At 71.5% G+C, this 18723-nt stretch carries 20 protein-coding genes, 1 tRNA gene and 1 other RNA gene; 17 read left to right on the top strand and 5 right to left on the bottom strand.

Annotated features, from left to right (window positions below):
* The first annotated feature begins 17 nt into the window (after positions 1-17).
* The 7 genes from ftsE (at position 18) to C7C45_RS15695 (ending at position 5156) form a co-directional block, all read left to right on the top strand.
* The gene (gene ftsE, locus C7C45_RS15725) at positions 18-698 is read left to right on the top strand and encodes a cell division ATP-binding protein FtsE (protein ID WP_030331491.1); all 681 of its coding nucleotides are present in this window, start codon (positions 18-20) and stop codon (positions 696-698) included.
* Positions 699-765: 67 nt separating this feature from the next.
* Positions 766-1641, top strand: a complete 876-nt coding sequence (gene ftsX, locus C7C45_RS15720; protein WP_110564407.1) for a permease-like cell division protein FtsX — start codon at positions 766-768, stop codon at positions 1639-1641.
* A gap of 137 nt (positions 1642-1778) precedes the next feature.
* Positions 1779-2258 (top strand): SsrA-binding protein SmpB, encoded by a 480-nt coding sequence (gene smpB / locus C7C45_RS15715; protein WP_110564406.1) that lies wholly within the window; start codon positions 1779-1781, stop codon positions 2256-2258.
* A 104-nt stretch (positions 2259-2362) separates the two neighbouring features.
* Positions 2363-2738: a transfer-messenger RNA gene (gene ssrA, locus C7C45_RS15710) on the top strand.
* Positions 2739-2837: 99 nt separating this feature from the next.
* The gene (locus tag C7C45_RS15705; protein WP_110564405.1) at positions 2838-3512 is read left to right on the top strand and encodes a hypothetical protein; all 675 of its coding nucleotides are present in this window, start codon (positions 2838-2840) and stop codon (positions 3510-3512) included.
* 129 nt (positions 3513-3641) lie between these two features.
* On the top strand, positions 3642-4157 hold the full coding sequence (locus C7C45_RS15700; RefSeq protein ID WP_244200400.1) for a hypothetical protein: 516 nt from the start codon (positions 3642-3644) through the stop codon (positions 4155-4157).
* A gap of 45 nt (positions 4158-4202) precedes the next feature.
* A complete protein-coding gene (locus tag C7C45_RS15695) occupies positions 4203-5156 on the top strand; it encodes a hypothetical protein (RefSeq protein WP_110564452.1) in 954 nt (317 codons plus the stop codon).
* A gap of 49 nt (positions 5157-5205) precedes the next feature.
* Here C7C45_RS15695 and mdlC read toward each other — a convergent pair whose 3' ends face one another.
* Together mdlC and C7C45_RS15685 are read right to left on the bottom strand one after the other, a co-directional pair.
* Positions 5206-6801 (bottom strand): benzoylformate decarboxylase, encoded by a 1596-nt coding sequence (mdlC, locus tag C7C45_RS15690; protein WP_110564451.1) that lies wholly within the window; start codon positions 6799-6801, stop codon positions 5206-5208.
* A gap of 130 nt (positions 6802-6931) precedes the next feature.
* A complete protein-coding gene (locus tag C7C45_RS15685; protein WP_110564404.1) occupies positions 6932-7732 on the bottom strand; it encodes an S-methyl-5'-thioadenosine phosphorylase in 801 nt (266 codons plus the stop codon).
* Between the two features lie 172 nt (positions 7733-7904).
* On the opposite strand from C7C45_RS15685, the gene C7C45_RS15680 reads away from it, so the two are divergent.
* Positions 7905-8495, top strand: a complete 591-nt coding sequence (locus C7C45_RS15680; protein WP_030490862.1) for a YqgE/AlgH family protein — start codon at positions 7905-7907, stop codon at positions 8493-8495.
* Between the two features lie 89 nt (positions 8496-8584).
* A tRNA-Ala gene (locus C7C45_RS15675) sits at positions 8585-8657 on the top strand.
* 155 nt (positions 8658-8812) lie between these two features.
* On the opposite strand, the gene C7C45_RS15670 is transcribed toward C7C45_RS15675, so the two are convergent.
* Positions 8813-8935 carry a 50S ribosomal protein L36 gene (locus tag C7C45_RS15670; protein ID WP_030490864.1) on the bottom strand — a complete coding sequence of 41 codons (123 nt, stop codon included), beginning with the start codon at positions 8933-8935 and terminating at the stop codon, positions 8813-8815.
* A gap of 118 nt (positions 8936-9053) precedes the next feature.
* On the opposite strand from C7C45_RS15670, the gene C7C45_RS15665 reads away from it, so the two are divergent.
* Complete coding sequence (locus C7C45_RS15665; RefSeq protein WP_244200403.1) at positions 9054-9404, top strand: SdpI family protein; 351 nt, start codon at positions 9054-9056, stop codon at positions 9402-9404.
* A gap of 125 nt (positions 9405-9529) precedes the next feature.
* On the opposite strand, the gene mgrA is transcribed toward C7C45_RS15665, so the two are convergent.
* On the bottom strand, positions 9530-10525 hold the full coding sequence (gene mgrA / locus C7C45_RS15655) for an L-glyceraldehyde 3-phosphate reductase (RefSeq protein ID WP_110564402.1): 996 nt from the start codon (positions 10523-10525) through the stop codon (positions 9530-9532).
* On the opposite strand from mgrA, the gene C7C45_RS34075 reads away from it, so the two are divergent.
* The 7 genes from C7C45_RS34075 to C7C45_RS15625 are packed head-to-tail and all read left to right on the top strand — an operon-like array spanning position 10524 to position 17106.
* Complete coding sequence (locus tag C7C45_RS34075; RefSeq protein WP_167454724.1) at positions 10524-10697, top strand: hypothetical protein; 174 nt, start codon at positions 10524-10526, stop codon at positions 10695-10697. The two genes, mgrA and C7C45_RS34075, sit on opposite strands and share 2 nt — an antisense overlap.
* Positions 10698-10702: 5 nt before the next feature.
* Positions 10703-11200, top strand: coding sequence for a hemerythrin domain-containing protein (locus C7C45_RS15650; RefSeq protein ID WP_167454726.1), 498 nt, complete (start codon positions 10703-10705; stop codon positions 11198-11200).
* A 54-nt stretch (positions 11201-11254) separates the two neighbouring features.
* A complete protein-coding gene (locus C7C45_RS15645; protein WP_110564400.1) occupies positions 11255-12499 on the top strand; it encodes a sensor histidine kinase in 1245 nt (414 codons plus the stop codon).
* Entirely contained in the window at positions 12496-13146 is a 651-nt protein-coding gene (locus C7C45_RS15640) for a response regulator transcription factor (RefSeq protein WP_110564399.1), read from the top strand. Before C7C45_RS15645 ends, C7C45_RS15640 begins: the two co-directional genes overlap by 4 nt.
* Before the next feature lie 50 nt (positions 13147-13196).
* Entirely contained in the window at positions 13197-14657 is a 1461-nt protein-coding gene (locus C7C45_RS15635; protein ID WP_110564398.1) for a magnesium chelatase ATPase subunit I, read from the top strand.
* 2 nt (positions 14658-14659) lie between these two features.
* Positions 14660-16612 (top strand): VWA domain-containing protein, encoded by a 1953-nt coding sequence (locus tag C7C45_RS15630; RefSeq protein ID WP_110564397.1) that lies wholly within the window; start codon positions 14660-14662, stop codon positions 16610-16612.
* Between the two features lie 29 nt (positions 16613-16641).
* The gene (locus tag C7C45_RS15625; RefSeq protein WP_110564396.1) at positions 16642-17106 is read left to right on the top strand and encodes a hypothetical protein; all 465 of its coding nucleotides are present in this window, start codon (positions 16642-16644) and stop codon (positions 17104-17106) included.
* A 622-nt stretch (positions 17107-17728) separates the two neighbouring features.
* On the opposite strand, the gene C7C45_RS15615 is transcribed toward C7C45_RS15625, so the two are convergent.
* Positions 17729-18718: a GlxA family transcriptional regulator gene (locus C7C45_RS15615; protein WP_244200399.1), complete on the bottom strand. Its 990-nt coding sequence runs from the start codon at positions 18716-18718 to the stop codon at positions 17729-17731.
* Positions 18719-18723 lie beyond the last annotated feature (5 nt).

Raw genomic sequence — 18723 nt, 5'->3', positions numbered from 1 at the left:
GCGTAGACTCACCACCCGTGATTCAGCTTGAGCAAGTGACGAAGACGTACCCGAAGGCGTCCCGGCCTTCGCTCGACAACGTGTCCGTCTCGATCGAGAAGGGCGAGTTCGTCTTCTTCATCGGTCCATCCGGCTCCGGCAAGTCCACGATCATCAAAATGCTGCTGCACGAGGTTGCCCCCAACAAGGGACGCGTCGTCGTCAACGGCAAGGACGTCACGTCGATGCGCTCCTGGAAGCGACCCCACTTCCGGCGCTCCATCGGCTGTGTCTTCCAGGACTTCCGGCTGCTGCCGAACCGCACCGCCTACGAGAACGTGGCGTTCGCCCTCGAGGTGATCGGCAAGACCAAGGCGGTTGCCCGCCGGGTCGTGCCGGAGGTGCTGGAGTTGGTCGGGCTCGGTGGCAAGGAGCACCGCTACCCGCACGAGCTCTCCGGTGGTGAGCAGCAGCGTGTCGCCGTCGCCCGGGCGTTCGTCAACCGTCCGCTGATCCTGCTGGCGGACGAGCCCACCGGAAACCTGGACCCGGACACCTCGATCGAGATCATGCGCCTGCTGGACCGGATCAACCGCACCGGCACGACCGTCGTGATGGTCACCCACGACTCCAACATCGTCAACCAGATGCGCCGCCGCGTCGTCGAGATCGAGAGCGGTCGGATCGTGCGTGACCAGGCCCGCGGTGTCTACGGGTGAGCCGCCGCTCCACCCCTGCGCAGCCTGACGACGAACACCTCATGCCGGAGACCCGGAGGAAATCCCGATGCGCGTGAAATACGTCCTGTCCGAGGTACTGGTCGGACTGTGGCGCAACGTGACCATGTCCATCGCGATGATCATCACGATGGCGGTCTCGCTGACCATGCTCGGCGCCAGCGGTCTCATGTACCGCCAGGTCGACGACATGAAGGACCTCTACTACAAGAACATCCAAGTCTCGATCTTCCTCAAGACCGACGTCACCGATGAGCAGCGCGAGCAGGTGAACTCGAAGCTCGAGGTCGACCCGCTGGTCAGCGACGTCATCTACGTCGACAAGGCCGAGGCGTACAAGCGGTTCCAGGAGATGTTCCAGGACGCGCCGGATCTGATCAGCGCCGTCAAGGAGGACAGCCTTCCGCCGTCGTTCCGGATCAAGCTGAAGAACCCGGAGCAGTACAAGAACATCTACGACCAGTACAAGAACACCGAGGGCGTCGACGAGATCGTCGACCAGAGCAAGCTGCTGGACAAGATCTTCAACATCCTCACCGCGATCCAGAACATCGCGCTGGCCGCCGCCATCGTGATGGCGATCGCCGCGCTGCTGCTGGTCGCGAACACCATTCAGGTCGCCGCGTACAGCAAGCGGCGTGAGGTCGCGGTCATGAAGCTCGTCGGCGCGTCGAACTGGTTCATCCAGGCGCCGTTCGTGCTGGAGGCCGTGGTCGCGGGTCTGATCGGCTCGCTGCTCGGCCTGGTCGCACTGATAGCGGCGAAATATCTGCTCTTCGACGGGTCACTCAAGGCCCTGGAGGGGTTGCTCTCGCCGATCAGTTGGGGCGACATCCTGTTCATCTTCCCGCTGATGGCTGGCGTCGGTGGTCTGATCAGCGCCGCCACCGCCTGGATCACCCTCCGCTTCTACCTGCGGGTCTAGCTGTTCCGTCGCTGACCTGAGGACCCTCCCGCCCGGAAATAAACGGCGCGGGAGGGTCCTTGTCATTCGGGTAGCATGATCCGTTGTCCGGTTGGGGCGAGCCCGGCCCACGGACGTCCGGAGAGGGGGTGGCACCGATGCCACGGGAAAAGGGGCGCAAGGTGGTCGCCTCCAACAAGAAGGCACGCCACGACTACGCGATCCTCGACACGTACGAGGCGGGCATGGCGCTGACCGGCACCGAGGTCAAGTCGCTGCGGGCCGGGCGCGCGTCGCTTGTCGACGCGTTCGCCCAGGAACGTGACGGCGAGCTGTATCTGCACTCGATGCACATCCCGGAGTACACCCAGGGCACCTGGACCAACCATGAGCCCCGGCGCACGCGCAAGCTGCTGCTCAACCGGGTCGAGATCGACAAGCTGCTCGGCAAGACCCGCGAGGGTGGTTTCACCATCGTCCCGTTGCAGGTCTACTTCTCGGACGGCTGGGCCAAGGTCGAGATCGCCCTGGCGAAGGGCAAGAAGTCGTACGACAAGCGTCAGGACCTCGCCAAGCGGGACGCGGACCGGGAGATCGCCCGGGTGTCCGGTCGACGCGGCAAGGGGATGGACGAGTAGATTATCCCGTTTGTCCGGGTCGGCACGCCGACCCGGGGCTCGGGATGAAAGCGGTTGCGGCAGGCGTTAGTCTTGTCAGTGCCGCCACATCGGCGGCCTGTCGAGGGGGTGACTGGTTTCGACTTCGTACGCAGCGACAGGGGAAGCGAGCCGAGGAAGCCGACGTCGTCTCGAGAATCGGTCGTCGGAACTTTATAAGCGCCAATAACACTCGCGCTGACTTCGCTCTCGCCGCCTGAGGCGAGTAGCTAAGTCTGTCGGTCTGGGAACGCCTTCGTCCCAGTAGCCGGCATCAGTTAGGAGGCTGGCCAATCGGACCCGGTCGCGGGGTCCGTGCGGCGAGATTAATCAGCGACTGGGCCCGTCACACCAACTTGCTCGCGTGAGCGGTGGGGCCGAGTAGAGGCATAGCGAGCTGCGCTCGGAGAAGCCCTGACAAACCGGCGAAGGACCCGGGTTCGATTCCCGGCACCTCCACCACCTCGAAGCGAAGCGCCCCGGCCCACCAGCCGGGGCGCTTCGTTGTGTGTGGCTCCCGCAGGCGACGGTCAGCGGCCTGCCTCGCCTACGCTGCACCCCGTGACGAACCAGGACCTGCGACTGTCGGTCGGCGCCTCACCCGGTCAGCGCACGATGGCGGTGCTCTTCGGCGTCTTCATCGCAGCCGTCGGTGCGGCATTCGTGGTGCTGCCGCTGATCGCCGCTGGGCTGCTGGACCGGCTGACCGGCCCGGGTGACCCGTTCGCCTCCTATGAGGAGGCTCGCGACCTGCCGCCGGGAATGCTGCCGCCCGCGCTGCAGGACTCCGGCGGTGGCGGGGGAGAGTCGGGGCCCGGTGCGTTCATCGGGTTGTGCGGCCTGCCGTTCGTCGTGCTCGGCATCTACCTCGTGCTGCGGGTGCTCCGCACGGCCGCATGGCTGGACGGCAGCCGGGCGCGGGTCCGGGGCGCGCTCCGTACCCGCAGCGTCGACCTCGCCACCGCTCGGATCGACGCCGGCGCGGTGTCGTATCGCGATGCGGGGGACGACTACCCGGCGGCTGGGCAGCGGGTGCCGACCATCATCGCCACCGATCAGGAGAACGGGCGGCGAGTCACCATCCCGCTGCGTGGCATGGGCTTGGGCAGCCTGCCCCCGTCCGAGCTGCGAGCCCTGGCCGACGCGATCACGACGGGCCGGCCGGTCGGCGGTCGGGACGGCGACGCGCACGCGGTCGCCAACCAACTGCGCCGCCTGGCGGAGCAGCCCCGCTGAGCCGTACCAGAGGGGCGGGTGGGGCCATTGGGGCCAAGGGGGCAGATGAGCCTTTCGCGGGCTCTGGACAGGGCGGCTGGGCGGGCTCACCATCGCGGTATGGGGTAGCAGCGCAGCGCGGGAGGTGCCATGGTCGCCGGTCCGGTCCAGCAGCCGTCACTCGTCGCCCGGCCGTCCGCCGCGCACCCGCACCCGGCTGGCCTCCCGGCCGATCCGCACCTCATCGGGCTGCCCGGTGAGCCACGCCCGGCCGGGCTCGCCGGTGACGTGCACGCGTTCGGTCGGGCCGTCGCCGTGGCCGCCACCGAGCCGCGCTGGCGCGAAGAGGTCCTGCTCCGGCTGCGCCCGGTGGGGCAGGGGTTCGCCGAGCACGTCCGGGTCACCGAAGGCCCCGCCGGCCTCTATCGGGAGTTGCTCGCCCAGTCGCCGCGGCTGGACCACGGGGTGCGGTTGCTGACCCGGGAGCACGCAGCGATCATCGCCGCGATTCTTGCGGTGCAGCGGGTCGCCGAGCAGCCCGAGATCAACCCCGACGAGTTGCGGCACCGGGCCGGGAACCTGCTGCGGAGGTTGGCCCGGCATCGGCGGCGCGGTGCCGACCTGCTCTGGGAGGCGTACCAGACCGATCTGGGTGGCGAGACCTGAGCGTCCACCGGGAACCGGGGGGTGGACGGCCGCGTCGAACCGTACATGCGTCGATCGGCCCTGTTGCTCGTCCTTCCGTTGCTGCTCACGGCGGGCTGTGCCCCGAACGGCGCGGAGCCGGCCGACAGGCCCAGCACCGGCTCCCACCACGCCGAGGCGTTCAACCAGCGGGCCACCGAGGTTGCCGAGACGTGGCGACCCGGCCCCGACTGGCGCACGGGATACGTCCCGCTGGAGGGGCCGACCCTGCTCCCCGGTGACCCCCGCTTCACCCCGGACACCGAGGCCGCCTTCCGCGCCGGGTGGTACCGCGCGCAGGTGCCGATCCCGCCCACCCGGGTTGCCGGCGAGATCCGATTTCCCGACGGTCGGCTCACGTTGCCGCTGGTCAGCGCCGCCGAGGCGTACCGGCAGCTCGACCAGGGTGACCCGTTGCCCTGTCCGGGGCGGCCGAAGCGACCCGGCCGGCCGAGCCCCGGCGGCCCCACCGTCGAACCGGGGCCGGACGGGTGGGCCACCAGCACGACGCAGACCGCCTGCCTGTCGCTCACCGTCACCGGGGTCACGTACGGCACCGTGCCGGTGCGGACCAGCCGGGGTGAGGCACAGGCCCCGGCCTGGCTGTTCACCGTCGAGGAGCTGGCCACCCCGGTGGTCCGGCTCGCCGTCGCCGCGACGGCGGTCACCCCGGTTCCCGAGCCGAGCGTGCCGGCCCGGCCGCTGCCGGACGGGCTGGTGGCCGCCCAGGACCTCACGGCGACCGACGGTGCCCGGTTGACCGTGCGGCTCGGCGTCGGCGCCTGCGACAGCGGAATCACGCCGCTGGTGTGGGAACGCCCGGACGTCGTGGTGGTCGGCGGCAGCGTCACCCGGGGCACCGGGGTCTGCCCGGCCGTGCTCAAACTGGCACCCGTCACCGTCACCCTCGCGGCACCGCTGGGCGCCCGGCCGGTCCTGGACGTCTTCACCGGTGCCCCACTCCCGATCGCCCCGCGCTGACCGGCTGGCCCAGCCCACCGGGCCGGCCCAGAAGGTCGACAGGTCCGGCTCAGAGGATGCTGGGCACGTCGGTGCTGATCGGCACCGGCAACACGGTGGGACGGTCGGCGCGCAGCCCGGTGGTGAGCGCCGCGCCGAGTTGGTCGGGGGTCTGGATCACCTCGGTGGCGCAGCCGTAGCCGGACGCGATCGCGACGATGTCCAACCCCGGCAGGTCCAGCCCGGGCACCCCGGGAGTTTCCTTCAGCTCGGCGAAGGCCTTGAGGATCGCGTACTGCTGGTTGACCGGAACGACGACCACCACCGGCAGCGCGAGGCGCGCGGCCGTCCACAACGCCTGCACCGAGTAGTGGAACGAGCCGTCACCGATCACCGCCACCACCGGACGGCCGCGCCGGGTGTCCCGCTCGGCGAGTGCCACCCCGATCGCGGCTGGCAGGCCGTAGCCGAGGCCGCCGCTGGCCATCGTGAAGTACGACGCCGGGCGGGTGATCCGCAACTGCCGGCGCAGTGCGGACAGATTGGACGGTGACTCCTGCACCAGCACCCCGTCCGCCGGCCAGTGCGCGGCCAACCCGGCGAACAGGGCGTCCGCGCTCAGCGGCGCGGTGATCTCCGGCGGCGTCGGGGCATCCCGGGGCGCGGGGGGTGGCCGGTCGGCCGGCGGCACCAGGTCGATCAGCGCGGCCAGGGTCAGCCCCGGGTCGCCGAGCAGGCTGTCCCCGACCGGCGCGCGGGCGGCCTCGTCGGGGTCGTCGGTGACGTGCAGCAGCCGGGCGCCGTCCGGTAGGTGCCCGCCCGGTATGTGCGGGTAGTAGCGGAACACCGGAGCGCCGATGACAAGCACTGTGTCGTGCCCGCGCAGCGCGTCGGCGAGCGGGCCGATCGCGTACGGCAGCACACCACGAAAGTGCGGGTGGTCCTCCGGGAACACGGCGCGTTCGGGCGCGGGGGCCGACCAGACCGGTGCGGCCAGCCGCTCGGCGAGCGCGACGGCGGCCGACCAGCTCGCGGAGCGGTCCACTCCCGGCCCGTACACCAGCACCGGGTTGTGGCTGTCGGTCAGGATCCGGGCGAACTCGTCCAGCCGGTGCGGGTCCGGTGCGAACCGGGTGGCCACCGTTCGCGGTGCGGGCAGCGGGTCGGCGGGTTGGGCCCAGTCGTCCATCGGCAGGGAGAGGAAGACCGGCCCGGCCGGTGGCTGCACCGCCGTCGCGTACGCCCGCAGCACCGCCGCCGGGATGTCCTGCGCCCGGGTCGGCTCGTAGGCCCACTTGACGTACGGCTGCGGCAGTTCGGTGGGCCGTCGGCTGGTCAGGCGGGGTTCGAGCAGCAGCATCTCCCGGGTCTGCTGGCCGGCGGTGACGATCAGCGGGGTCTTGTTGTGCCAGGCGGTGACCAGGTTGCCCATGCCGTTGCCGGTGCCCGGGGCGGTGTGCAGGTTGACGTGGGCGGGTGTTCCGCTGGCCTGGGCGTAGCCGTCCGCCATCGCGACCGCCGTCGCCTCGTGCAGGGCGTGGACGTAGTGAAAGTCGGCGGGGAAGTCCTGCAGGAACGGCTCCTCGGTGGAGCCGGGGTTGCCGAACATGGTGGTCATGCCGAGGGTGCGGAGCACGTCGTACGTCGCGTCCCGGACCGTTGCCATCGTCACCCGCCTCCGTCTCACGGGCAGGGACGATCGCGGTCGCCCTCCCGATCAGCCGAATCTATCGGGATGTGACGGACCTTTCGGGTGTTTCCCGTGTGCCCATCCGATGGGCCGGCTCCGTGCCTGCTCAGGGCAACGGGAAGGGCAGGGTGATGCCGTCCAGCGCGTGGCCGCAGACGCAGTCCTGCGCGGCGGGCAGTGCCGCCAGCGCGTCCAGCAGGACGCCCCGCAGCCGGTCGGTGTTGGCCGCGAAGACCCGGAACACCTCGTCCTGGGTCACCGACTCACCGGCCTGCACTCCGGCGTCCAGGTCGGTGATCAACGCGATCGAGGAGTAGCAGAGGGCCAGCTCCCGAGCGAGCACCGCCTCGGGGTGGCCGGTCATGTTGACGACAGTGCCGCCGATCGAGGCGTACCAGCGGGACTCGGCCCGAGTGGAGAACCGGGGGCCCTCGACCACCACCACCGTCCCGCCGTCCACGGCCGTGACGTCCCGGCCAGCGGCGGCGGCGAGCAGGGCCCGCCGGCCGTTCGGGCAGTACGGGTCGGCGAACGGCACGTGCACGGCACCCTGGTCGTAGTAGGTCTGCGCCCGGCCGCTGGTCCGGTCGATCAGCTGGTCCGGCACCACGAACGTGCCCGGACCCAGCTCCGGACGGAGCCCGCCGACCGCGCACGGCGCCAACACCTGGCGTACGCCGAGGGAGCGCAACGCCCACAGGTTGGCCCGGTAGGGGATCAGGTGTGGTGGATGCCGGTGGTCCCGCCCGTGTCGGGGCAGGAACGCGACCCGCCGCCCGGCCACCTCGGCGATGGTCACCGCGTCCGACGGTGGCCCGTACGGGGTTTCCAGCTCATGGGCGGTGCCGTCGAGGAGGGCGTACAGGCCTGACCCGCCGATCACCGCGATGTCTGCCGTCGGTGCCATCAGCCCTCCGTCTCAACTGTCCGATCACCTGCCGGTCAGACCTTAGCCAGCACCCGGGACGCAGGCTATGGTGCCAGGCATGGCGTTGACAGCGCGGCTGGCCCTGGTGCACCGGGCGGATCCGGTAGATGACCGATCCCCGGCGTGGGCTCACGGTTGACGGGTGTGTGGCATGCAGGGAGAGGGTCAGGCGATCGGCGGACGAGCGATGGAGTCGATGACCGGGCGGCTGCTGGTCGCGACTCCGGCGCTCAAGGACCCGAACTTCGACCGTACGGTGGTGCTGCTCGTCGCCCACGAGCCGGGCGGTGCGCTCGGTGTGGTGCTGAACCGGGCCACCGAGGTGCCGGTGGCCGAGGTGCTCGGCGACTGGAGCGATCTGGCCCGCCATCCGGCGGTGCTCTTCGAGGGTGGGCCGGTGCAGCCCGACTCGGCCATCTGCCTGGCCCGGATGCGGCACCCGATGCGCCGGCTGAAGGGCTTCCACCAGGTCTCCGGAGCGGTCGGCACGATTGACCTCTCGGTCGACCCGGAGCGGCTGCGGGAGAGCATCGGGGGGATCCGGGTCTTCGCCGGCTACTCCGGCTGGGGCAGCGGGCAGTTGGAGCAGGAGATCGCCGACGGCTCCTGGTTCGTGCTGGACGGGCTGCCCGGTGACGCCTTCGTCGACCGGCCCGACGACCTGTGGCCGATGGTGCTGCGTCGGCAGGGCGGGATGATGGCCGCGGTCGCCCACTTCCCGCCGGACGTGGCGCTCAACTGACCCGGCTTCGGCGGGGGACCCCGCGAGATGACCATGCGGGCCGGTCTGTGTATAGTTTCCCAGTGCCCGGGCGACCGGGACGACAGCAAGGGGCCGTGGCGCAGCTGGTAGCGCACCACACTGGCAGTGTGGGGGTCAGGGGTTCGAGTCCCCTCGGCTCCACCCTTGTGAACGCAGGTCAGCGGCCCGGTTGATTATCAACCGGGCCGCTGTCTGTCGTCCGGGTCCGTCCCCCGTGGCGATCTTGCACAATTAACGCCCTGACCGGGAGTGGCCCGGTCGGGGCGTTAATTGCGATATGTCCGGTAAGGGGGTTATCAGCCTTGGCGGCTCTTCCACTGCGGGTTCGCGCGGTTCACCACGACCACCCGGCCACGACGGCGGACCACCACCGAACCCGGCTTCTGCTTCAGTGCACGCAACGAGCTACGTACCTTCATGTCTGCCTCCTCGGTGCAAGCGGTTCCGAGTATCGAAACGCTCCGCCCACCCACCGGATTCCCGCCGACCTGCAATGATCGCGGACGATGCGGCAGGAGGTGTCCAGTGTTGCCTGGGGTGTTCGTGTCCGTTGTCTACGCGTTCCTCGGATGGCTCGTCGCCTACACCGCCCGGGTCGCCCTGCGACCGTCGGTCGGCAGATACCGCAGCCCCGGGGTGCGTACGCCGCAGACGTTGCGGTCGGCGAAGCACTGGCACGCCGCACACCGTCGGGTCGCCCGCCCCCTGCACCGGACGGGCATCCTGCTGGCGGCCGCTTCGCCGCTCCCGGTCATCCTCGGTGTCGCCTTCGGTGACCCGCCGGTGATCGCGGCCGTGCTGGTGCTCGCCGTGCTGGTGGTGCCCTATCTGCTCTACCTGGGACACCTCGCCGACCGGGCGGCCGCGGCCGTCGATGCTGAGCGTTGACGCGCTGCTGGTCGGCGCGGGGCGGCGGCGCCGCAACGCCGCTGCTCCGGTCGGCCGGCAGTGCGAGGTGCGCAACCACCGCGCCGGGCGCCGCCGGATCTGGTGACCCGGCGGCCCGGCGTCACTCAGGCCAGGAGGCCGTCGATCTCGGCGATCTCTTCGGTGGTGAAGTCGAGGTTGTCGAGCGCCGCGATGTTCGTCTCCAACTGCTCGACGCTGCTCGCCCCGATGATCAGGCTGGTCATCCGCGGGTCGCGCAGCGCCCAGGCCAGCGCGAGTTGGGCGAGGGACTGGCCGCGCCGTTCGGCGACCGCACCGAGCCCCCGGATGGTGGCCATCTTCTCCTCGCTGAGGTCGCTCTCGTTGAGGAAGACACTGGTGCGCACCCGCGAGTTCGCCGGAATGCCACCCAGGTAGCGGTCGGTCAGCAGGCCCTGGGCCAACGGGCTGTACGCGATGCAGCCCGCGCCGACCTGCTCCAGCGTGTCGAGCAGGCCGTCGGACTCGGTCCAGCGGTTGAGCATCGAGTACGACGGCTGGTTGATCAGTAGCGGCGTACCCAGCTCGCCCAGGATCGTGGCGGCCCGCGCGGTCTGCTCCGAGTTGTAGTTCGAGATGCCCACGTAGAGCGCCTTGCCGGAGCGGACGATCGCGTCGAGCGCGCCCATCGTCTCCTCCAGCGGAGTGTCCGGGTCGAACCGGTGCGAGTAGAAGATATCGACGTAGTCGAGGCCCATCCGGCCCAGCGACTGGTCCAACGACGAGATCAGGTTCTTGCGCGAACCCCACTCGCCGTACGGGCCGGGCCACATCAGGTAACCGGCCTTGCTGGAGATGATCAACTCGTCCCGGTACGGCTTCAGGTCGGTGGCGAGCATCCGGCCGAAGTTCTCCTCGGCCGCGCCGGGCGGCGGCCCGTAGTTGTTGGCCAGGTCGAAGTGGGTGACACCCAGGTCGAAGGCGCGTCGGACGATGTCGCGCTGCCGTTCGAATGGGCGGTCCGGACCGAAGTTGTGCCACAGCCCGAGTGAGACGGCGGGCAGCCGCAGGCCACTGCGTCCGCTGCGCCGGTAGGTCATGGTGTCGTAGCGGTCATCCGCGGCGAGGTAGGTCACGATCATGAGCCTAGCTCCGGCCAGTGGTGCCCGGGATCAGGCGTGGGAACCCGGACAGCGGGGTAGTTTCGACGCCATGCGGTTCATCGCCCTCGACAAGCGCTTCCGCCCGGTCACCGGACTCGCCGCGGTGCCCCAAATGCTGCGTGCCCGGTTCGCCGGCCCGACGGGAAAGTGAGCACAGTGGACGACATCACCGCACTGATCCTGGACGACCACGCCGCCTTCCGGCGCGGCTTCGCCCGCCTCGACGACGCCCGCGACGAGCAGGAACTCCTCGCGATCTGGGACGCCCTCGCCCTGCACCTGGACATCCACGCCGAGGCGGAGGAGTCGATCCTCTACCCGCACCTGGTCAAGCACGGCGACGACGGCGAGGACGAGACCGCCGACGCGATCGGCGACCACAACAAGATCCGGGACGCCATCGCCGAGGCGAAGCTGCACCCGGTCGGCTCGCAGCAGTGGTGGGCGGCGGTCGGTACGGCCCGCCGGGAGAACAGCGAACACCTGGCCGAGGAGGAGGACGAGGCGCTGCCCGACTTCCGCCGGCACGCCAGCACCGAACTCCGCGCCGAGCTGGGCCAACGCTGGCTGACGTTCTACGGCGAGCACAAGAACGGCCGCAACCTGCCGTTCCGCGACAAGGACCCGCAGCAGTACGTCGCCGACCACCGCTGAGATCTCCCCGGTACGGGGGAGTCGTCCAGACCCTCCCGGCAGCAGAATGACGGGGTGACCTTCCGAGCGGCGTTGGCCCCGCTGGTCGCCGGCACCACCTGGCGGCGCGGCGTGTTCCTGCTGCTGGGTGGAGTGCTGGCGCTGCCGTACGGGCTGCTCGTGGTGACCTTCGCCCAACTGCTCGCCGACCCGGCGCTCCCCCGCTCACTGGTGTACGCGCTGCTGGTGATCGCGGTGGTGATCGCCGGGGTGCCGCTGCTGCTGGACGGCAGCCGGGCCCTGGAGATCGCCGCCGTGCGGGCATTGCTCGGCGTCGACCTGCCCGAGCCGGCACTCGCGCATCGCGGCGACCGGGAAACCCGGCTGCGCAGCGCACTCTGGATCACCACGCACCTCGTCGTCGGCGCCCTGGTGATGGTCGCGCTGTTCGGCGCCCTGCCGATGGCGCTGGCCTTCATCGGTCAGCAGTTCGGCATCGGCACCGAGCTGACCAGCCGGGAACAGTTCGGGCCGCTCGACGGGCGGGACAGCGGCTGGCTGACCCTGACCGGGGTGGCTCTGCTGGTCGGCCTCGGCTACGCCGTCGCGGGGCTCGGCGCGCTCGCCGGATCCATGGCGCCGGTGCTGCTCGGCCCCGCCCAGGCGGAGCGGATCGCCGCGCTGGAGGCGCAGGCCAACCGGCTCGCCGAACGCAACCGACTGGCCCGGGAACTGCACGACTCGGTCGGCCACGCGTTGACCGTGGCCACCCTCCAGGCCGGAGCCGCCCGCGAGGTCCTCGACACCGACCCCGAGTTCGTCCGGCGGGCGCTCACCGCGATCGAGGAGACCGGACGGACCGCGATGGACGAGCTGGACCACGTGCTCGGGTTGCTCCGGGAGACCGGCAGCCGCCGGCCGGCCGTGGCGCCGCAGCGTACCCTCGCCGACCTGGACCGGCTCGTCACCGACGCCCGCGCGGCCGGGCTGACGGTGCACGCGCAGCGCGCCGGCGACCCGGCCCGGGTGCCCGCCGTGGTCTCCCGGGAGGGCTACCGGATCGTCCAGGAAGGCCTGACCAACGCCGCCCGGTACGGCCACGGACCGGTCACCCTGCGGCTGGAGCTGCAACCCGACGCGATGGAGTTGGAACTGGTCAACGCGGTGGTTCGTCCGGGTCGCGCCGACCCCGGCCGGGGCGGCCGGGGCCTGGACGGCATGCGCGAGCGGGTTCTGCTGCTCGGCGGCCGGCTCACCGTGGGACCGGACGGCGACCGATGGCTGATCCGGGCCCGCCTGCCGTACGAGGAGACGACATGACCACGGGTGTGCTGATCGTCGACGACGACGAGTTGATCCGCGTCGGGCTGCGCGCCATCATCGACGCCCAACCCGACCTGCGGGTGCTCGCCGAGGCCGCCGACGGCGCCGAGGTGCCGCCGCTGGTCGCCCGGCATCGGCCGGACGTGGTGCTGATGGACGTGCGCATGCCCGGCATCGACGGCATCCAGGCCACCCGGCACCTGCTGGCCACCTCCGCCACCCCACCCCGGGTGCTGGTGGTCACCACGTTCGCCAACGACGAGTACGTCTACGAGGCACTCCGCGCCGGCGCCTCCGGCTTCCTGCTCAAACGGGCCCGGCCCGCCGAGGTGGTGGAAGCCGTCCGAGTGGTCGCGGCGGGGGAGTCGCTGCTCTTCCCGGCCGCGATCCGGCAACTCGTCGGGGCGTACGGGCCGGCCGGGGGTGACCGGCTGTGCGCCGCCCGGCTCACCGAACGGGAGGCCGAGGTGCTGCGGTTGATGACCACCGGGCGGTCCAACCCGGAAATCGCCGCCCACCTGGTGGTCGGGCTGGAGACCGTCAAGACGCACGTCGGCAACGTGCTGGCCAAGCTGGGCGTCCGCGACCGTACCCAGGCGGTCATCGCCGCCTACGAGTCCGGGTTCGTCACCCCGTCCGGCTGAGTGGTCCCCCTTTCTTGTTGTTTGGGGACCTCTTTCAAACGTGAGCTAGCGTGGGGCGGGTGACTGCGCCTACCCCCGTGACCCCGGTTCCACCGGCCGACCTGCCCGGCACGCTCGGCGCGCTTCGGGCGGCCGGTCACCAATACCGCACCGTCAAGCAGGAACTCCGCGACAACCTTCTGGCCCGGATGCGCTCCGGTGCGGCCCGTTTCCCCGGCATCGTCGGCTACGACGACAGCGTGTTGCCCGAGGTCGAACGGGCACTGCTCGCCGGGCACGACATGGTGCTGCTCGGTGAGCGCGGCCAGGGCAAGACCCGGCTCATCCGCTCGCTCGGCGCACTGCTCGACGAGTGGACCCCGGTCATCCCCGGCTCGGTGCTCAACGAGCACCCCATGCACCCGCTCACCCCCGCGTCCCGCGCCCTCATCGCCGAGGCCGGTGACGACCAGCCGGTCGGCTGGCTGCACCGCTCGATGCGGTACGGCGAGAAGCTGGCGACCCCGGACACCAGCGTCGGCGATCTGATCGGTGACGTCGACCCGATCCGGATCGCCCAGGGCCGCACCCTCGGCGACCCGGAAACCATCCACTTCGGGCTGGTACCTCGGACCAACCGGGGCATCTTCGCCGTGAACGAGCTGCCCGACCTGGCCGAGCGGATCCAGGTGGCCCTGCTCAACGTGCTGGAGGAACGGGACATCCAGGTCCGCGGCTACCAGCTGCGGCTTCCGCTGGACCTGCTCCTGGTGGCCAGCGCCAACCCGGAGGACTACACCAACCGGGGCCGGATCATCACCCCACTCAAGGACCGGTTCGGCGCGGAGATCCGTACCCACTACCCGGTCGACCTGGAGTTGGAGCTGGCGCTGATCCGGCAGGAGGCCGATCTGGTCGCCGAGGTGCCGGAGCACGTACTGGAGGTTCTGGCCCGGTTCGCCCGTGCGGTGCGGGAGTCGCCGTCGGTGGACCCGCGCTCCGGCGTGTCCGCCCGGTTCGCCATCGCCGCCGCGGAGACGGTCGCTGGTGCCGCGCTGCGCCGCGCCGGTCTGCTCGCCGCCTCCGGGACCCCGGAGGGACGCCCCGAGGCTGCGGTGGCGCGGGTCGGGGACGCGGTCTCGGTGACCAGCACCCTGCGCGGCAAGGTGGAGTTCGAGAGCGGCGAGGAGGGACGGGAGATCGAGGTCCTTGCCCACCTGCTGCGCACCGCGACCGCCGAGACGTTCCGGGCACACCTGGCCGGGCTGGACCTGTCCGGGTTCACCGCCCTCGTCGACGAGGGCGCGGCGATCGAGACCGGTGAGCTGGTCGGTGCCGCCGAGCTGCTGCGACAGGTGGGCACCGTGCCCGGGTTGGCGAAGGTCCTCGATCGGCTCGGCCTGGGTGACGCGCCGACCCCGGAGGAGGCGGCGGCCGCCGTCGAGTTCGTGCTGGAGGGGTTGCACCTGACCCGCAGGCTCGGCAAGGACGTCACCGACTCGGGGCGCACCGTCTACGGCGGCCGGGACTGACCGTGGCCGGCAACAGGTTCCGGTACGGGCAGTGGCGTGGCGGGCCCGACCCGCTGGCACCCCCGTACGACGTGCGTGAGGCGGTGGACGCGGTCGGCGCCGAGGTGCTGGCCGGCGGCTCCCTCCGGGAGGCGCTGCGCGACCTGCTGCGCCGTGGGCCGCAGGGGCGGGGTGGGCTGGACGACCTGGCCGCCCGGGCTCGGCGGCTGCGCCGGGAGGCGCTTCGTCGCGGTGACCTGGATGGCGCGGTGACCAGGGCTCAGGCCCTGCTCGACCAGGCTCTCGCCGCCGAGCGGGACGAGCTGCGGGGCCGCGATGGCGACGACGCGCGGTTCGCCGAGTCGGTGCTGGACAGCCTGCCCCGCTCGACCGCGCGGGCGGTGGAGGAGCTGTCCGGCTATCAGTGGGCCAGCGCAGACGCCCGCCGGTCGTACCAGCAGATCCTCGACCAGCTCCGTGACGATGTGCTCGGTCAGCGCTTCGCCGGGCTGCGCGACGCGGTGCGTGCGTCCGCCGACCCGGCCGCTCAGCAGCGGCTGGCCGAGATGATGAGCGACCTGAACGAGTTGCTGGCCCGGCACGGCCGCGCCGAGGACACCACCGACGCGTTCGCCGAGTTCATGCGCCGGCACGGCGACTTCTTCCCGGAGCGACCGGAGACCGTCGACGAGCTGATCGACGTGCTGGCCCGCCGGTCGGCGGCCGGCGAGCGGCTGATGAACTCGCTCTCCGACCGGCAGCGCGCCGAGCTGGCCGGTCTGATGCAGCAGTCGCTCGGCGACCGCCTCGCGGGGGAGCTGTCCGCCCTCGACGCGAACCTGCGGGCACTCCGCCCGGACCTGCGCTGGGGGCGCGGCGAGCGGGTCCGGGGCGAACGGCCGCTGGACTACGCCGACGCGGCCGGTGCCCTGGGCGAGATCGGCGAGCTGGACGACCTGCTCGACCAGCTCGACCAGGAGCACCCGGGGGCCACGCTGGACGACGTGGACGTCGACGCGGTGGCCCGCACACTGGGCCGGGACGCGGCCGATGACGTTCGCCGGCTGCGTGATCTGGAGCGGGAGCTACGCCGGCAGGGTTGGGTCGGTCGGGACGCGGACGGGCTCACGCTGAGCCCGAAGGCGCTGCGCCGCCTCGGCGGGACGGCGCTGCGACGGGTCTTCGCCGAGCTGACCGCCGGCCCGCGCGGCCAGCACGACCTGCGCTCGGCGGGGGCCGCCGGCGAGGTCAGCGGTGCGTCCAGACCCTGGGAGTACGGCGATGAGCAGCCGTTGGACGTGGTCCGAACGCTGACCCGGGCGGTCAGCCGGGCCGGGCCGACGGTTCCGGTGCAGCTCGCGGTGGACGACTTCGAGGTGGTGGAGACCGAGAAGCGAGCTTCGGCCGCGGTGGTGCTCTGCGTCGACCTGTCGTACTCGATGATCTCCCAGGGGCGTTGGGGGCCGATGAAGCAGACCGCCCTGGCGCTGGCGCACCTGATGGAGACGCGTTTCCCGCAGGACGCCCTGCAGATCGTGGGCTTCGGCCGGGAGGCGATGACGCTCACCCAGCATGAGCTGGCCGCCACGGAACCGGACCTGGAACAGGGCACCAACCTGCAGCACGCGCTGCGGTTGGCGGGTCGGCACCTGCGCCGGCACCCGGACGCCGAGCCGATCGTGTTGGTGGTCACCGACGGCGAGCCGACTGCTCACCTGGACCCGGACGACGGGGAGGCGCTGTTCCACTGGCCGCCGCTGCCGGAGACGATCGAGGCGACGGTTCGTGAGGTGGACCGGCTGAGCCGATACGGCGCCACGATCAACCTGTTCATGCTCGGCGACGACCCGGGTCTGCGGCGTTTCGTGGACGCGGTGGCCCGCCGCAGCAGAGGCCGCATGTTCACGCCCGACACCGATGACCTCGGCGAGTACGTGGTCAGCGACTACCTCCGCTCCCGTCAATCCCGCCGCTAATCCGCCGCGGGCGCGGTTGACTGGGAGGCGTGGAGAGCGGGGGATTGCGGCGGGCGTACGGCGTGCTGCTCGCGGAGGTCGACGCGGGCGGGTTCGGTCCGGCTCCGGAGGGGCAGCTCAGTGCCGAGCAGGTCGTCGCACATCTGGTCGCCAACGACGAGTTGATGATCCAGGCCACCGAGGCGCTGCTGGCCGGTTCGCCGTTCGCCTACTACGAGTTGGAGGAGGACATGCACCGCCCACAGCTCGACGCGCTCGCCGCCGAGCAGGGCGGTCTGCGTGGCCTGACCGCTCTGCTGCACGGGACCAGCGACCGTCTGTGCGGGCTGGTCGACCAGCTCGGCCTGGCTGCCGAGACCCCGGTCGAGACCCACCTGCGGGAGGGCTTCGACCTGATCGTCGACGAGCCGCTGCCCTGGTCCCGAACGCTCGACCTGCACACCCGGGTCCACCTGCCCAAGCACCAGGCGCAGCTCCGTCTCCTCCGCTCCTGAGCGGGCTCGATGGCTGAGCGGGCTCGATGGCTGAGCGGTTCGGTCCGGGTCGCCGCCCGACGTGGCGAGGTTCTCGGGCATGCCGCCCTGATGAGCGGTATACCTCTGAGTCATAAATATGACGCACAGGTATATCGCTCATCGCAGTGATGCCTCCGAGGCGCTGTCGCGTCTCCCATGCTGGTGCCGGGGGCCGGCGGGCGGGCGGCCCTGCGGCGGCCGGTCCTGCGGCGGCCGGTCCTGCGGCGGCCGGCCGGGCGGTGGCCGGCCGGGCGGTCCTGCAGTGGCCGGTCCTGCAGTGGCCGGTCCTGTGGCGGCCGGTCCTGTGGCGGCCGGTCCTGCGATGGGCGGCTGGGCGGCGGCCGGTCCTGCGCTGGGCGGCTGGGCGGCGGCCGGTCCTGCGCTGGGCGGCTGGGCGGCGGGCGGTCCTGCGGTGGGCCGTCCTGCGGTGTGCGGCCGGTCAAGGCGGCCGGGCGGCCGGGTGGCGGCGGGTGGCGGGCGGTCAAGGCGGCCGGGTGGCGGCGGGTGGCGGGCGGTCAAGACGGCCTGGCTTCGCGGCTTGGCGGCGGCTGCGCGGTGGTCGGGGGTGGTGGGAAGGAAGGGTCCGACCCCGGGTGGTGGATCAGGTGTCGATCAGCTCCGGGCGGGGGTGGAAGGTGCGGCGGTAGGCCGACGGGGCGACGCCGATGCGCTGGTGGAGTTGCTGGCGCAGGGCGGCGGTGGTGCCGAAACCAGTGCGGTGGGCGATCTGGTCGACGGTGAGGTCGGTCGTCTCCAGCAGCAGCCGTGCGTGGTCGGTGCGCTGTTGCAGCAGCCACTGCGCCGGGCTCAGGCCGGTCTCCGATCGGAAGCGCCGAGTGAAGGTGCGCACGCTCATCCGCGCCTGCTCGGCGAGGTCGCGCAGGGCGATCGGCTTGTGCAGCCGCCGCCGGGCCCACTCCCGGGCGCCCGCGGTGCTGGTGTCGGTGGCCTTCGGCACCGGCCGCTCGATGTACTGCGCCTGGCCGCCGTCCCGCCACGGTGGCATCACGCAGCGGCGGGCCGCCCGGTTGGCCACCTCGCTGCCGTGGTCGAGGCGGATGACGTGCAGGCAGAGGTCGATGCCGGCGGCGACTCCGGCCGAGGTGAGCACCCGGTCGTCGGCGATGAAGAGCACGCCCGGGTCGAGGTCCACCCGGTCGTACAGGCGACGGAACTGCTCGGTGAACGCCCAGTGGGTGGTCGCCCGACGTCCATCGAGCAGCCCGGCGGCGGCCAGCACGAACGCCCCGGTGCAGATCGACATGATCCGCGCACCCCGCTGGTGAGCCGCCCGTAGCGCCGAGGCCACCTCCGGCTCCAGGGTGCCCGAGGTCAACGCGCCACCGGCGTGGATGCCGGGGACGATCACCGTGTCGGCGGTGTCGAGCAGTTCCAGACCGTGGTCGGGGAGCACCTGGAACCCGGCGGTGCTGCGAACCGGCCGCCCGCCCGGGGTGCAGACCCGTACGTCATAGAGGTGTGTGTCGTCGGCGGCCCGGGCGGTGGTGAAGACCTGGGACGGGGTGCCGAGGTCCAGGCCGACCACCTGGTCCAGGGCGAGTACGGCGATCCGGTGCGGGCGAACAGTCATGGCCC

Origin of the sequence: Micromonospora arborensis (assembly GCF_003205615.1) — a bacterium.
Classification (GTDB): domain Bacteria; phylum Actinomycetota; class Actinomycetes; order Mycobacteriales; family Micromonosporaceae; genus Micromonospora; species Micromonospora arborensis.
This window is presented reverse-complemented; position numbering and strand designations above follow the sequence as displayed.

What these genes read in the sequence shown, in the direction of transcription:
- mgrA (WP_110564402.1), bottom strand. Translation starts at nt 10,525, where the DNA reads ATGATCGTGACCTACCTCGCCGCGGATGACCGCTACGACACCATGACC.
- C7C45_RS15615 (WP_244200399.1), bottom strand. Translation starts at nt 18,718, where the DNA reads ATGACTGTTCGCCCGCACCGGATCGCCGTACTCGCCCTGGACCAGGTG.
- mdlC (WP_110564451.1), bottom strand. Translation starts at nt 6,801, where the DNA reads ATGGCAACGGTCCGGGACGCGACGTACGACGTGCTCCGCACCCTCGGC.
- C7C45_RS15695 (WP_110564452.1), top strand. Translation starts at nt 4,203, where the DNA reads ATGCGTCGATCGGCCCTGTTGCTCGTCCTTCCGTTGCTGCTCACGGCG.
- ftsX (WP_110564407.1), top strand. Translation starts at nt 766, where the DNA reads ATGCGCGTGAAATACGTCCTGTCCGAGGTACTGGTCGGACTGTGGCGC.
- C7C45_RS15680 (WP_030490862.1), top strand. Translation starts at nt 7,905, where the DNA reads ATGCAGGGAGAGGGTCAGGCGATCGGCGGACGAGCGATGGAGTCGATG.
- C7C45_RS34075 (WP_167454724.1), top strand. Translation starts at nt 10,524, where the DNA reads ATGAGCCTAGCTCCGGCCAGTGGTGCCCGGGATCAGGCGTGGGAACCC.
- C7C45_RS15685 (WP_110564404.1), bottom strand. Translation starts at nt 7,732, where the DNA reads ATGGCACCGACGGCAGACATCGCGGTGATCGGCGGGTCAGGCCTGTAC.
- smpB (WP_110564406.1), top strand. Translation starts at nt 1,779, where the DNA reads ATGCCACGGGAAAAGGGGCGCAAGGTGGTCGCCTCCAACAAGAAGGCA.
- C7C45_RS15700 (WP_244200400.1), top strand. Translation starts at nt 3,642, where the DNA reads ATGGTCGCCGGTCCGGTCCAGCAGCCGTCACTCGTCGCCCGGCCGTCC.
- C7C45_RS15670 (WP_030490864.1), bottom strand. Translation starts at nt 8,935, where the DNA reads ATGAAGGTACGTAGCTCGTTGCGTGCACTGAAGCAGAAGCCGGGTTCG.
- C7C45_RS15640 (WP_110564399.1), top strand. Translation starts at nt 12,496, where the DNA reads ATGACCACGGGTGTGCTGATCGTCGACGACGACGAGTTGATCCGCGTC.